Annotated in this window: 15 protein-coding genes and 1 tRNA gene; 12 read left to right on the top strand and 4 right to left on the bottom strand. The window is 35.9% G+C overall.

Features of this window, described 5'->3' with window-relative positions; genetic code table 11:
* The first annotated feature begins 84 nt into the window (after positions 1–84).
* The 10 genes from DR017_RS05525 (at position 85) to DR017_RS05480 (ending at position 5282) form a co-directional block, all read left to right on the top strand.
* Positions 85–510: an energy transducer TonB gene (locus tag DR017_RS05525; RefSeq protein ID WP_050772779.1), complete on the top strand. Its 426-nt coding sequence runs from the start codon at positions 85–87 to the stop codon at positions 508–510.
* A gap of 13 nt (positions 511–523) precedes the next feature.
* Positions 524–949, top strand: coding sequence for an energy transducer TonB (locus DR017_RS05520; RefSeq protein ID WP_002677182.1), 426 nt, complete (start codon positions 524–526; stop codon positions 947–949).
* 40 nt (positions 950–989) lie between these two features.
* Positions 990–1424, top strand: coding sequence for an energy transducer TonB (locus tag DR017_RS05515; protein ID WP_040360629.1), 435 nt, complete (start codon positions 990–992; stop codon positions 1422–1424).
* 120 nt (positions 1425–1544) lie between these two features.
* Positions 1545–2267, top strand: coding sequence for an energy transducer TonB (locus DR017_RS05510; protein ID WP_002677437.1), 723 nt, complete (start codon positions 1545–1547; stop codon positions 2265–2267).
* Positions 2268–2347: 80 nt separating this feature from the next.
* Positions 2348–2809, top strand: coding sequence for an energy transducer TonB (locus DR017_RS05505; protein WP_040360631.1), 462 nt, complete (start codon positions 2348–2350; stop codon positions 2807–2809).
* A gap of 1 nt (position 2810) precedes the next feature.
* Positions 2811–3257, top strand: a complete 447-nt coding sequence (locus DR017_RS05500; protein ID WP_040360633.1) for an energy transducer TonB — start codon at positions 2811–2813, stop codon at positions 3255–3257.
* 8 nt (positions 3258–3265) lie between these two features.
* Entirely contained in the window at positions 3266–3685 is a 420-nt protein-coding gene (locus DR017_RS05495) for an energy transducer TonB (RefSeq protein WP_002677590.1), read from the top strand.
* A gap of 15 nt (positions 3686–3700) precedes the next feature.
* On the top strand, positions 3701–4156 hold the full coding sequence (locus DR017_RS05490) for an energy transducer TonB (protein ID WP_002677199.1): 456 nt from the start codon (positions 3701–3703) through the stop codon (positions 4154–4156).
* Between the two features lie 14 nt (positions 4157–4170).
* The gene (locus DR017_RS05485; RefSeq protein WP_002677165.1) at positions 4171–4713 is read left to right on the top strand and encodes an energy transducer TonB; all 543 of its coding nucleotides are present in this window, start codon (positions 4171–4173) and stop codon (positions 4711–4713) included.
* A gap of 101 nt (positions 4714–4814) precedes the next feature.
* Positions 4815–5282 (top strand): energy transducer TonB, encoded by a 468-nt coding sequence (locus tag DR017_RS05480; protein ID WP_040360635.1) that lies wholly within the window; start codon positions 4815–4817, stop codon positions 5280–5282.
* Positions 5283–5346: 64 nt separating this feature from the next.
* Here DR017_RS05480 and DR017_RS05475 read toward each other — a convergent pair whose 3' ends face one another.
* Positions 5347–6849: a GH3 auxin-responsive promoter family protein gene (locus DR017_RS05475; RefSeq protein ID WP_002677236.1), complete on the bottom strand. Its 1503-nt coding sequence runs from the start codon at positions 6847–6849 to the stop codon at positions 5347–5349.
* 49 nt (positions 6850–6898) lie between these two features.
* Between DR017_RS05475 and DR017_RS05470 the strand changes: the two genes are divergently transcribed.
* Positions 6899–8587 (top strand): hypothetical protein, encoded by a 1689-nt coding sequence (locus tag DR017_RS05470; RefSeq protein ID WP_002677269.1) that lies wholly within the window; start codon positions 6899–6901, stop codon positions 8585–8587.
* On the opposite strand, the gene dnaB is transcribed toward DR017_RS05470, so the two are convergent.
* The 3 genes from dnaB to DR017_RS05455 all read right to left on the bottom strand — a co-directional run bounded on the left by dnaB (position 8584) and on the right by DR017_RS05455 (position 11855).
* Complete coding sequence (gene dnaB, locus DR017_RS05465) at positions 8584–10158, bottom strand: replicative DNA helicase (protein ID WP_002677577.1); 1575 nt, start codon at positions 10156–10158, stop codon at positions 8584–8586. The two genes, DR017_RS05470 and dnaB, sit on opposite strands and share 4 nt — an antisense overlap.
* A 482-nt stretch (positions 10159–10640) precedes the next feature.
* Positions 10641–10714: transfer RNA gene (locus tag DR017_RS05460), tRNA-Arg, on the bottom strand.
* Between the two features lie 88 nt (positions 10715–10802).
* The gene (locus DR017_RS05455; protein WP_002677415.1) at positions 10803–11855 is read right to left on the bottom strand and encodes a branched-chain amino acid aminotransferase; all 1053 of its coding nucleotides are present in this window, start codon (positions 11853–11855) and stop codon (positions 10803–10805) included.
* Positions 11856–12004: 149 nt separating this feature from the next.
* Here DR017_RS05455 and DR017_RS05450 point away from each other — a divergent pair, with 149 nt between their 5' ends.
* The gene (locus tag DR017_RS05450; RefSeq protein ID WP_002677458.1) at positions 12005–13162 is read left to right on the top strand and encodes a hypothetical protein; all 1158 of its coding nucleotides are present in this window, start codon (positions 12005–12007) and stop codon (positions 13160–13162) included.
* Positions 13163–13193 lie beyond the last annotated feature (31 nt).

Here is a 13193-nt window from a genome sequence, read left to right as displayed (position 1 = left end):
TATAAAGTCAGTAGTGAGGACTCCTTACTACTGACTTTTTTAATTACACAACTTTTATCAACCCCTATCACCATTCATATCATTATGAAAAATCTAATCTTTACACTTTTAGCTATGTTCTTCACTATTGTTAGCTATGCTCAATTAAAAGACCCTGACGGTAATCTTATCAGTCGTTACCCTAAATTCGACAAATGTAAAAATGCAACTGAAGAAGAGGCAGCGTTGTGCTTTAAAACAGAATTAAACAAATTCGTGAAAAGACATTTTATCTACCCTAAAAAAGCTAAAGAAAAAGGACTACAAGGGAAAGCTATCGTTTCTTTTTGTATCAATGCCCAAGGGAAAGTTGAAATCATTAATGTTAGTGCAACCGATAAAATCTTCGAGGAAAACGCAAGACGTCTTATTGAAAAACTTCCACAATTGATTCCTGCTGAAGAAAACGGAATTCCTACCCCTATAATGTTTGCTTACCCTATTAATTACTTATTAGGCAATAACTTTTAAAATTCTCCAAAAAATGAAAAAATATACACTTATACTCTTAACACTACTTTTTGTAGGTTTTAGCTACGCACAAAACAAAGAAGAAGAAACTGATATACCCTACTCCAGAGTAGAACAAAAACCAAGATTTCAGGAATGTAAAGATGTTCCTGAAGGTGAAACTTTCAAATGTTTTCAAGAAGTACTGAACAAACACATAGAAAACACACTAAAATATCCTACTGATGCTAAAGAGGTTGGGATAGAAGGAAGAGTAAATGTATCTTTTCGCATTAAAAAAGATGGCAGTACAGAAGTTATAGGACTAAGAGGTGTTGATAAACTTTTAGAACAAGAGGCTAAACGCATTATCGAAAGTATGCCTAAACTTATTCCTGCCAAACAAAACGGGAAACCTATAACTGTAACTATTGCTTACCCTATTTTTTTTAAATTATAGTTATCAACTGATTAGATAATAACTTTCAAATCTTTTTGAAATGAAAAAATATATACTTATACTCTTAACACTACTTTTTGTAGGTTTTAGCTATGCACAAACAGAGGATAAAAAAGAAAAAACTACTGAAGTAGTAACATTTCCCCAATTTAAAGAATGTGAAAATGATAAAATGTCAAAAAAAGAACAATATATTTGTTTTATAAAAAACTTAGATAGGCATGTAGGAAAAATTTTTGAATATCCTGAAGAAGCTATAAAGGAACATATAACAGGTAGGGTTTACATAACTTTTTGTATCCGCACTGATGGGAGTATTAGTGTTATAAGTATTAAAGGTCCTCATAAACTTCTAGAAAATGAAGGTAAACGTATTATTGAGAGTCTCCCTATACTTATTCCTGCCAAAGATAAAGATGGGAAACCAGTAGAAATAACACTAAATTATCCTATCAACTTTGACCTTCACGGTTAGTAATTTTTAACCCTCTTATACTTTGGCACACTTGTTGAATTACAGCTTATAACAAACAGTTAGAAAGCTTTTTAAACCTTTGTTGATAGTATTTTAATAACCTTTTAAAGAAAAATCATTATGCAACTCAAAAAGAACCCTAAAGCCGATTTGGCTAAACAAAGTGGGTTGTTCTTTGCAATTGGTTTTGCCGCTATCTCTGGGTTTACCTTATGGGGATTTGAGGCAAAAACTTATAATGAAGGCAACCCGAATTATTATATAGATGATAAAATAGTAGTTTGTGAAGAACCAGACCCTATCATCGAATTGCCTACCCCCGAAATGCCTCAACAAGCCCCTCCACCACAGCTTGTTCAGGAAATAGAAGTAGTTCACGGTACCGATCCTGTGGATGAAGTGCCTATCGGGAGTACTGACCCTAGTGATCCTACTCCCCCTGCGCCACCTGAAAGTATCCCAGTGGTAGAAGATGAAAATCCAGAAATAGTAGTACCTTTTGCAGTAATTGAAGACAAACCTCTTTTCCAAGAATGTAAAAATGTACCTAGAAGTGAGCAAATGAGTTGTTTTAAAGAACACTTAGACAAACACGTGAAAAACAACTTCAGATATCCACAAGCTGCTCTTGATATGGGCATTGAAGGACGTGTGAATGTGAGTTTCCGCATCAATACCGATGGCTCTATCAGTATTTTGGGTGTGCGTGGTACCGATAGAATATTAGAGGACGAAGCAAAACGCATCATCAGTTCTATTCCTAAACTGATTCCTGGCAAACAGCGCGACAAACCTACTGCTGTAACTTTTGCTTATCCTATCAATTTCAAATTAAGTCATTAATTTTTAAACCTTAGTCGTTAGTATTGTGTTGTTTAACAACCAATTACTAACGACTATTTTTATAAACAATTTTAAACCCAATGAAAACAAAGATATTCATACTATTTACATTTCTTTTTGTAGGTTATAGCTATGCACAAATAGTAAGTCGCCATTTTAATGCTAAAGGAGTGCAAGAAAAAGAAGACCCTATTCCTTTTCTATTAGTAGAAGAAAAACCTAAATTTATGGCTTGTGAAGATGTTCCCAAAGAAAAAGAAACAGAGTGTTTTAAAGAACAGCTCAACAAACACATAATTAGGTATTTCTATTACCCTAAAGAAGCGCTTGACAAAGGTATACAAGGCAGGGTAAATGTAAGTTTTCAAATTAACTCTAATGGCTCTGTAACCATTAGGGATGTTCGTGGAATTAGCAAACTCTTAGAAGTTGCTGCCAAAGAGATTTTTGAAAAACTACCTACTTTTATTCCAGGCAAACAAGGCGGAAAACCTGTGCCAGTAACCTTTAATTATCCTATCAATTTCAAATTGAGTAACTAAAATGAAAGCTAAAACTTTTGTATTCTTATTGTGTTTTGCTGTCATAGCGAATAGTTATGCCCAGCAAGATAATGATGAAGAAACAAATTATAGTGTGCTTTGTTTAATTTATGAACAAAAACCTTTATTTGTGGATTGTAAAGACTTAGGATGGGATAAACAATTTCAATGCTTTGAAGAACAATTAGAAAAACATATCAAAACGCATTTCTGCTACCCCAAAAAAGCATTAGAAGAAGGAATACAAGACAGAGTAGTAGTAGATTTTACAGTCCAAATTAATGGAACTGTCAAAATTCTCAAAATAACAGGTACTGACAAGGAGCTCAAAGCAGCAGCAAGATCTGTTATTGAGAGTTTACCCCGACTTATCCCTGGTAAAAAGCGCGGCAAACCTATAGCTGTAAAATTTAGCTGTCCTATCAATTTCAAACTAACAAACGATTAATAACAAATATGAAAAAGTTATTACTAATACTTTTATTTGCAATTACTTACTACAACAGCTATTCGCAAACTGATACCCTTTTCTATGCTAATGTAGAGGAAAAACCGAGATTCGCAGAATGTAAAGAGGTAGCTAAAACTCAAGAAATCCAGTGTTTCAAAGAACAGATGGATAAAATTATAAGGGAATATATCAAAAGCATCACCTCTCAAGGGACTTGCGGCTTTATTCAAGGAAGGGTGAATGTGAGTTTCTGTATCAATCCCGATGGCACAACTAAAGTCCTTCAAATGAAAAGTACAGATAAAGATTGGGAAGTTGTCGCACAATCTATTATTGAAAGTCTTCCGCCTTTTATTCCTGCCAAACAGAATGGGAAACCTGTAGTAGTAAAAATGCTGTGGCCTATACGATTTGAGCTATTTTAAAAACTAAAGATACTAATGAAAGCAATAATTACCTTTATAATATTCTTTTTTGTAACTTTAACAAGTTACTCACAAGCACGTTGTGGAGAACCAATAGCTTCAGATGTATCAAATCTTGATACGATTCCTTATGGGATAGTAGAAAAAAAGCCAATATTTAAAGAATGCGAAAACTTAGCTAACAATGAACAACTTCTTTGTTTTAAACAACAGCTTGACAAACATATCGCAACACATTTGTGCTACCCTATAGAATTTTGCGGGCAAGGTAGAGTGCTTGTAAGTTTTTGTATAGGTACTGATGGTTTTTCAAAAGTATTGAGAGTAAATAGTTTTGGATTACCTAAAGTATTTGAAGAAGAAGCTAAACGCATTATCGAAAGTTTACCGTGTCTTATTCCTGGTCAACAAAATGGAAAACCCGTAGCTGTAACTTTTGGTTATCCTGTGAAGTTTATAGTTCAACACTAACGATTTTTTATATTATGCGAAATAGTATCTTTATATTTTTAGTACTTTTACTGATGGAAATAGGTAATAGTTATGGACAAAAGAAAAAGAACAAGGCTACTCCACTACCAATATTGAAGGTAGATATACAAACGTGTACTTTACCTAAATACAATGATAATACTTATTATAGTGCTCCTACTGAAATAGAAGAAAATGACACGATTCCTTATCATTGGGTAGAGGAAAAACCGCGATTTAAGGAGTGTGAAGATATTCCAGAGGTACAACAATTGGAGTGCTTTAAAAAGCAGTTAGACAAACACGTAAATACATATATACGTAAGATTGTACCTCAAGAGACTGCTTGTGAAATGACACAAGGAAGGGTTATTGTACAATTCTGTATCAATACTAATGGCTCTGTAACAGTGCTCGCTACACGCGGTAAAGATGAAAGTTTGAAGCGCGAAGCCAAACGCATTATTGAAGCATTACCCCATTTTACTGTAGGAAAAATAAAAGGAAAGCCCATAACAGCAACTTTTGCTTACCCTATTAATTTTGTCATTCAATAATAAAAGACAGCTACAAGAAACACATCGTCAATAGAATTAACTAATTTGGTAATTGCTAATTAGCCAATCATTCCTATCTTTGCTTCTTTAAATTTATATTTATGAAAAAAATTGCACTTTTATTTGTAATGGCAGTACTGATAATAGCTTGTAAAAGCTCTAATTCTATCACAGCCAATAGCTATACACAAGAAGATGAAGATGAAGGTATATACGACATTCCTTTTGCTATTATAGAGCAAAAACCTATGTTTGAGGCTTGTAAGGATGTAGATAAAAACGAACAAGAACATTGTTTCAAGCAACATCTCAACGAACATATTATCACTCATCTTCGCTATCCTAAAAGAGCTTTAAGGAAAGGAATACAAGAGAAGGTGGTAGTAGAGTTTGCTATCAGGAAAAATGGTACCGTAAAAGTACTTGAAGTTATTGGCACTGATAAAGACCTCAAAGCAGAAGCTAAATTCCTAATTGAAAGTTTACCTTGTTTCATTCCCGCTCTCCAACGTGGTAAGCCAATAGCGGTGCGTTTTCGATGCCCTATCAAATTTAGTTTGGAAGATTAAACTTGCTTCTATTTGTAACCTTGTGGTTTTCATCCATAGCTCATATCGTTACAGCCATTAGCCTCTAATGCCTAACCGGACTACTAACAACTAATCGCTCCACCACGCTTCTATCGTTTGCTAATCGTTGTATTTTGTTCTGTCCACCGAGTTTGCCTTGTGACTTCATATAAGAGGCAAAACCACCTTCGGAGACTTCAGTAATTTTGAGCGGTTGGAGTACTTTTCCTTGTATAAGGTCGTAATAGTACATATTCTGTTTTTGCAATGCCTCATCTATCACTTGGGCAAAACGTTTCATATCAGTAGGTTTTTGCTCAAATTCTACAAACCATTCGTGATAAGGCAATTCACCTCCTGCCGGATTCACCTGAGGGGCAACCGTAAATTCTGTAATACGCGCTCCCGTAGCCTCTAAGCCCTCACGCATTGCCTCTTCCACTTCTTTGCCAATCACGTGTTCGCCAAAAGCCGAAATAAAATGTTTGATGCGCCCCGTAACTACTATACGGTAAGGCACTAATGAGGTAAATTGCACGGTGTCGCCTATGTTATAACCCCAAAGTCCGGCATTGGTAGATATAATAAGCGCATAATTTACCCCCAGTTGTACATCCTGCAAAGCCACTCGTTTGGGCACATCGCTGAAGAAAGTATCGGCTTCTACAAACTCGTAGAAAATACCTGAATTGAGCAATAAGAGCATTCCCTTCTCTTTCTGGCTATCTTGATAGGCAAAGAATCCCTCGCTGGCAGGATAGAGTTCTATGCTATCCACTTTGCGACCAATAAGATGCTCAAACTGTTGGCGATAAGGCTCAAAATTCACGCCTCCATAAATAAATAAATTGAAATTAGGAAACAATTTTCCTATCTTGATACCTGAACGCGTGTACAATCGCTCGAAGTACATCAGCACCCACGAAGGAATCCCGCTGATGAGGGTCATTTTTTTAGAAAAAGTTTCAGTAACAATAGCTTCTACTTTGGTTTCCCAATCTTCTATGCAATTGGTTTTGTATGACGGCATACGATTGCGCTGCAAATAAGCAGGTACATAGTGTGCTACTATACCCGAAAGTCGCCCTGTTTTGATACCGTTTTTTTCACCTAAAATAGGACTTCCTTGTAAGAAAATCATCTTTCCTTCTACAAAATCGGCTTTTTTAGTTTCGTTTATATAACACAAAATCGCATCGCGTGCTGCCTGAATATGGAAGGGCATCGAGGCTTTGGTAATAGGGATATACTTCGCCCCGCTGGTAGTACCCGAAGTTTTGGCAAAGTAGAGCGGTTTTCCTTTCCAAAGTACATCTTTTTCGCCCTCCACTACCCTATCGATATAAGGGCGCAAGGCTTCATAATCACGTATAGGTACGCGAACCACAAAATCTTGATAGGTTTTGATTTCCTCAAAATGATGGTCACGCCCAAAAGCCGTATTTTTAGCTTGTTCTATAAGTGACTGGAATACTTTTTGTTGTGTGTCTATTGGAGCCTTAGCCCAACGGTCTATCTTTTTTTTAACGATAGAGGCAAATATTTTGGATAAATATGATTTGATCATAATGAAGTCTGTTTGACTCCGCAAAGATACTACTTTTTTTAATTTCAATATGATGAAAGCACTAATTTTATGCGTTTTGTGTGGGATATTGCCCTTACAAGCGCAATTTATTCTTCCTTCTAAAGAAATTTCGCTCATAGCAGTTATCGATAAAGAATTTCATTTTTATCATCAAAAGAAGAACGGTAGCTATGTGGCTATGCTACTCAACTTTCGCAGGGAATCCTTGCCCGATAGTACTTTCTATGCCTATACTCCTTATTGGAAAATGGATGACAAAGAACTTAGCTACAATGATTTACACTTGCGAAAAGACGCTTTTATTGAAATGAAAGATGTGCGACCTACTATACTTGATGAAATGATTGGCAAAAACTTTGGTAACCCTACTGTGATGCTAAAAAAGCAGAAGACACATTGCTTTAGTTTGCTCAATTCTTCGGTAGCCAGCGAAAGAAAATTAGAATTTGAAACCAAAGCATATAAGGGTGAGAGACTTATCCTTGAAGACAAGGAGGGGTGGTCTCATATTGTTAAAGACACACTACCGCGATGGGAATCTTACGAATTTCAATATTATGCTTATTTCGTTTTAGATGCAGGTAAAGGAAGATACCTTTTCTTACTCTCCGACTTAAAAGGCAGAGATAACATTCCTTATATCTCAAAAATTTATTTTCCTCCAAAAGAAAAAAATACAATTGCAGCATTAGATCGCTATAGTTGGCAAGAAAACATTAGCAAAATGGAAGAACTGCCTCCTATAGAGATGCGTTATACCAAATGGATAAACTATTGGAATGTAAATGAGTTTTTAACACTTCGACCCCAAGGAAAACAATATGAGTTGGTAAATCGCTTTAACCACAAAGTGTTACCTAAATCCTATGACACCATTTACTACAATGAATACGGAGTCATTGGCAAGAATAAAAATTCTTTAGAGTTTTATAATTACCAGCATCAACCTATCAAATTCAAAGGGGTAAAAGTAGCGTATTTATACAACATAGGTATAGAAGCTCTTACTGAAAAAGGAGTAGAACTATACGATATGGATGGACAGAAAGTTGCAAAATTACCAAAAGCTTATAGAGGTTATTGTGGGCTCAGTTTTCGCGAGGAAGTGTATCGCCTCAATAAAGATACGATTGAGAAAAACATTACTCATTATATAGATTTTAAAGATACTCCTCTGATAAGTGACAGTGAAGTAGCTGACGAGAGATACCGCCTCATAGACCGCAATGCTGAAGAGGAAATCGCTTTTATAAATGCAAGAGACTATTACGAGAGAAGCTACTTAAGTTGGGATAAAAAAGAAGAGCAAAGAACGCGTTTATTCCCGCACTTAGTCAGTGTAAAACGCAAGGGAAAAGTAGGTCTTTTTTACTACGATTATTCAAAAGCTACAAACTATACAGATGAAGAAATACAAAATCTCTACAACAATTTCTTTTTTAAAGACAAAGAAGGAAGCTCCGTCTTTATACTTGGGATGCTCCCTACTGTTATAAAATATATGAAAGGCAAACAGTTATTGCCTTTTGTATTCGATAAAATTGAGCAGAAAGAAAACGATGTGATCTACTTATACAAGGACGGCAAGATAGGATTCTACCTGCAAACCTCAACCCAATATGACAAAGCCATTCCTCTCTCAACATCATTTTATGCAATAGAGAAGAATGGCAAAAAAGGTTTCTTGGATATTCACACGCTCCAAGAGTATTTTTAGTAAGGTATATCGCCCTCGGGTGAGGTGGTGGAAGGAGCACCAAAAGCCTGAGCAGGATTTGCCATTGGCACGGCATCAAAAGCTACATTTTGGTTCATTTTAGAAGTAAACTCTTGAGGTACTGCCGATAAGAAACCTCCACTGCTATATTCATCTAAATTTGCAAATCTACCTAAATGTCCTTCAAACTTCAAACGTATATTGTCTAAGCCCCCATTACGGTGTTTTGCTACGATAAATTCGGCTTGTCCGGCCGTAGGCGTTTGAGCTTCGTCGTCCCACTCCATTATTTTGTAATACTCAGGACGATAAATAAACGATACAATATCAGCATCTTGCTCAATCGCTCCTGATTCACGCAAATCGGATAGTTGAGGACGTTTGTGACCAGGGCGTGCCTCTACGTTACGCGACAATTGAGAAAGTGCAATTACCGGTATATTGAGCTCTTTGGCAAGTGCCTTAAGGTTACGCGAAATGGTAGAAATTTCCTGCTCACGATTACCAGCTCCTTTGCTACCTCCGGCAGTCATCAGCTGCAAATAATCAATTACAATTAGCTGAATGCCATACTGTGAGGAAAGTCGGCGTGCTTTAGCTCGAAGGTCGAAAATAGAAATAGAAGGCGTATCATCTATAAAAAGTGGTGCTTTTTCGAGGTCTTTCACGCGGTTGTTGAGCACATCCCATTCGTAAGCTTCCAGTTTACCAGTACGAAGTTTTTCGGAGGAAAGTCCTGTTTCTGAGGAGATTAAACGAGTAATAAGCTGTACTGACGACATTTCCAAAGAGAAGAAAGCCACCGGTATTTTTTGCCCTACAGCAATATTGCGTGCCATAGAGAGCGTGAGGGCTGTTTTCCCCATACCAGGGCGCGCTGCCACAATAATAAGGTCACTCGCTTGCCACCCCGAAGTGAGTTCATCTAATTTTGTAAAGCCTGATGGCACTCCACTAAATCCATCTGTTTTATTAGACAATTCTTCGATTTTCTTTACCGCTTTATACACCAAATCACCTGCTGTTTCAGTAGAGCGTTTTAGGTTGTTTTGGGTAACCTCATAGAGTTTTTGTTCCGCTTGGTCGAGCAGCACAAAAGTATCGGTAGTTTCATCGTAAGCATCTTCTATAATTTCAGACGAAAGTTCTATCAATCGGCGTTTGATAAACGTCTGCAAAATCAATTGGGAGTGGAACTCCACATTGGCAGACGACGATACGCGCTGAGTGAGGTTGATAAGATAGAGTTCTCCTCCTGCAGCTTCTAAGTTGCCATCTTTGCGCAATTGTTCAGAAACCGTGATAAGGTCGATAGGTAACGACTGGTTGAAAAGTTCAAAGATAGCTTGATAAATTAATTGATGTTGTTTTTTGTAGAACACATCAGGGCTAAGCATATCGATAGCATTGTCAACACCGCGTTTATCAATGAGCATAGCGCCGAGTACTACTTCTTCGGCATTGAGGTTTTGCGGTGGGAGTTTACCGCGTTCAATACTCGTCTGTTGCTGAGTAAAACGCTGGTATTGAGGTGTAATTTCAGGAACTATTATATTTTCAGATTCATTCATAGCGCAAAAGTACAAAAAAGAATGATACTTGCTCTAATTATTTACTCACATAGATTGTTAATAAGGTGTTGATAACAATTTGCTAATTTGACGATTTGTGGATTTGTTAGTATATTAGAAATATAGAAGGTATTGAGGATGAAAATAAAAATTGTGATACTTTCAATTTATAGTTAAACAAAAATAGATCACAAATAAATGAGTTTATTTTTAAGGGGGCGTTTGCAAAACGCCCCTACATAACATACTTTAAGAGTAATTGATTATCAGTTTTATAGACTTTGTCAAAATCCTTAGACTTTGACAAAATGTAATGATGCAAAAGAGATAACATTCTGTCAATCAGGGATTATTATTTTTCAACTATTGATTCATATTAATAACTATGAAATATGTAGATATTAAGGTTGCAGAAAGTTCTAATGGAAAAAATATTATTCAAAGTACAATAAAAAAGCTCTAACTTTTGTTAGAGCTTTTAGTGACCTCGACAGGATTCAAACCTGTAACCTTCTGAGCCGTAATCAGATGCGCTATTCAGTTGCGCCACGAGGCCATTGTTGTTTTTGTTTTACGGGTGCAAAGGTACAACCTTTTTTGAAACCTGCAAATTTTTTAACAACTTTTTTTCAATTATTTTTTTCTTACTTCACTTGTACTCTCCATCCAAATGGGTCTTCAGCCTTGTTATACTGAATGTTAAGTATAGCTTGTTTGATTTTATCGGTATATAATTCAGCAGGACGATTTACACTGTAATCCTTGCCTTTATAGCCAAATCCAGAGATAGGGCTAATCACCGCAGCCGTTCCACAACCGAATGCTTCTTTCAATTCACCTTTTTCAGCCGCTTCGATAAGTTCAGTTACTTTCACTGGACGAATTTCGGTTTTGATACCTAATTTTTCGGCTACTGCAATGATACTTTTACGAGTTACCCCATCAAGAATACGCTCACTGGTAGGGCAAGTAACAAGGGTATCACCAAAACGAAACCATAGGTTCATTGTACCTGCTTCTTCTAAGAATTGGTGCGTAGCATCGTCTGTCCACATCACTTGTTGATAACCTTCATTAGCAGCTTCTTGGGTAGGGAAAAACTGACCTGCGTAGTTACCTGCAGCTTTAGCAAAACCAAAACCACCATTAGCCGCACGGCTGTAATAGTCGGCTATTTTTACTTTCACATCGCCTTTGTAATAAGCCTGTACTGGGGCGGTAATAATCATAAAGAGGTAGTTTTTAGCAGGGGCAGCTTGCACACCAGCAGTAGTAGCAATCATAAACGGACGCAAATAGAGCGCATTGCCAAATCCAGGTTTTATCCACTCACTATCGATATCTACAAGAGTGCGGAGAGCTTGATCAAACCATTCTTCAGGGAACTCAGGCATTGCCAATCGTGAGCAGGATTTATTGATACGTTTGTAATTTTCTTGTGGACGGAAGAGAAAAACGTGTCCGTTGTCATCTTTATAAGCTTTCATTCCCTCGAAAACAGCCTGCCCGTAGTGGAATACGCTTGCTGAAGGTTCAAGGGTAATAGGAGCATAAGGTTTGATGGTTGGGTTTTGCCACTGTCCATCTGTGTATTCACAGATAAACATATGGTCAGCAAAAGTTTTACCAAAACTCAGTTTTGAAAAGTCTATTTCGTTGATACGACTTTCTTTTACTTTTTCAATCTTTAAATTCATATTGTTTTAGTTTTTAATTCTTAAATTTTTGTCAAAGGTACGAAATATTTTTTAACTTTGTCGTTTAAAAGACAAAAATCTTTATTGTGTGTTCTTCAATACACTAACTATGAAACAATTATATTTAACAAATAACACTTTTTAAACAAATGAAAACAATTTATAGTATACTTATTATCTCTTTTTTCATAGGATATACCTCAGCACAGGAACGCGATTCTATTGTAGGAGGATGGGAGTACCCTCAAAATTTTTATGAACTATACCGCCTTAACGCCAAGGGTGAAAAACTAACTACACATAGCAACGTTTTTACTATTCTTAAAAAACCGCAATCTTCATATATGGGAACTTATCAAAAAGGACAACCTTATGAAGGTTTTTTCATTCAAAAAGGTAAAATGCCTTTAAACTTTCGAGTAGATGAGTACGAAAAGGGTAAAAAAATAAAAGAATACTGCTTTGCTCCTCTTGGAAAAGAAAATAATAACTATCCCATCAAGTTAGATGAGATAGCAAAAGTAGAAAACGGGCAGGCTGTAACCGATGGCACTGTATTTAAAGAAAGAAAAATTGACAAAGTTACTTATCTAACAATCACTAATTACAAAAATGGCAGTCCGCATAAGTGTTTGTTTGTAATGTATCACGATATAATCAACGCTTGGTTGTTTAGTTTAGAAAAGGATTTTATTACAGTAGCTTATGAGGATAAGGAAGATTTGATGAACCTAAAAATCTATAAAAAAGACGATGAATTAGTAGGTGATTTACTGTCAGGAGGACGTACTTTTCATACAAGAAAACATAGTATCACTGTAGAAAAAGGAACGCCTAACGCAAGTATATACTACTATTTAGACGACAAGCAACAACTTAAAGAATACTTTTTTTTAATAAAAAGATATGACAATGAAGAAACAATAGCTTCTGATATTTTCATTACCTCCTTGTACACTCTTTTACCTATAACATATAAACACTCTATTACTGAAGCTTTTAGTGATTTAGTAAAAGGACTCAACAATGCTTTTGAAACAGAAGCTATCTCTTCTAAAGAACGTCTTAATTTTTTATCTTATCTACTCAATAAAAGTGAAGAAGAATTTACAAAGCTTTTAAAAAATGAACAAGTTATAGGGTTCTTAATCAATGAAGATGGAAAGCTTTACGGCACAAAAATCACTCCCTTACCTGATAAAACCTATCAAATCGACTGCTATAATGGCAATAATAAAAAGAAAAGTACTATAAAAATTAAAAAATTAGATGCTGAGATTATGCAAAATATATACCTAAAGATGTAATATATTACAATTTTCACTTGTTAGCTAAACA

It is taken from the genome of Capnocytophaga sputigena, from assembly GCF_900446695.1.
Lineage (GTDB): Bacteria > Bacteroidota > Bacteroidia > Flavobacteriales > Flavobacteriaceae > Capnocytophaga > Capnocytophaga sputigena.
This window is presented reverse-complemented; position numbering and strand designations above follow the sequence as displayed.

Excerpts from the sequence above, each read along its gene's own strand:
- DR017_RS05505 (WP_040360631.1), top strand. The coding sequence starts at position 2,348 with ATGAAAACAAAGATATTCATACTATTTACATTTCTTTTTGTAGGTTAT.
- DR017_RS05455 (WP_002677415.1), bottom strand. The coding sequence starts at position 11,855 with ATGAATTTAAAGATTGAAAAAGTAAAAGAAAGTCGTATCAACGAAATA.
- DR017_RS05490 (WP_002677199.1), top strand. The coding sequence starts at position 3,701 with ATGAAAGCAATAATTACCTTTATAATATTCTTTTTTGTAACTTTAACA.
- DR017_RS05500 (WP_040360633.1), top strand. The coding sequence starts at position 2,811 with ATGAAAGCTAAAACTTTTGTATTCTTATTGTGTTTTGCTGTCATAGCG.
- DR017_RS05470 (WP_002677269.1), top strand. The coding sequence starts at position 6,899 with ATGATGAAAGCACTAATTTTATGCGTTTTGTGTGGGATATTGCCCTTA.
- DR017_RS05510 (WP_002677437.1), top strand. The coding sequence starts at position 1,545 with ATGCAACTCAAAAAGAACCCTAAAGCCGATTTGGCTAAACAAAGTGGG.
- DR017_RS05525 (WP_050772779.1), top strand. The coding sequence starts at position 85 with ATGAAAAATCTAATCTTTACACTTTTAGCTATGTTCTTCACTATTGTT.
- dnaB (WP_002677577.1), bottom strand. The coding sequence starts at position 10,158 with ATGAATGAATCTGAAAATATAATAGTTCCTGAAATTACACCTCAATAC.
- DR017_RS05485 (WP_002677165.1), top strand. The coding sequence starts at position 4,171 with ATGCGAAATAGTATCTTTATATTTTTAGTACTTTTACTGATGGAAATA.
- DR017_RS05515 (WP_040360629.1), top strand. The coding sequence starts at position 990 with ATGAAAAAATATATACTTATACTCTTAACACTACTTTTTGTAGGTTTT.
- DR017_RS05475 (WP_002677236.1), bottom strand. The coding sequence starts at position 6,849 with ATGATCAAATCATATTTATCCAAAATATTTGCCTCTATCGTTAAAAAA.
- DR017_RS05450 (WP_002677458.1), top strand. The coding sequence starts at position 12,005 with ATGAAAACAATTTATAGTATACTTATTATCTCTTTTTTCATAGGATAT.
- DR017_RS05480 (WP_040360635.1), top strand. The coding sequence starts at position 4,815 with ATGAAAAAAATTGCACTTTTATTTGTAATGGCAGTACTGATAATAGCT.
- DR017_RS05495 (WP_002677590.1), top strand. The coding sequence starts at position 3,266 with ATGAAAAAGTTATTACTAATACTTTTATTTGCAATTACTTACTACAAC.
- DR017_RS05520 (WP_002677182.1), top strand. The coding sequence starts at position 524 with ATGAAAAAATATACACTTATACTCTTAACACTACTTTTTGTAGGTTTT.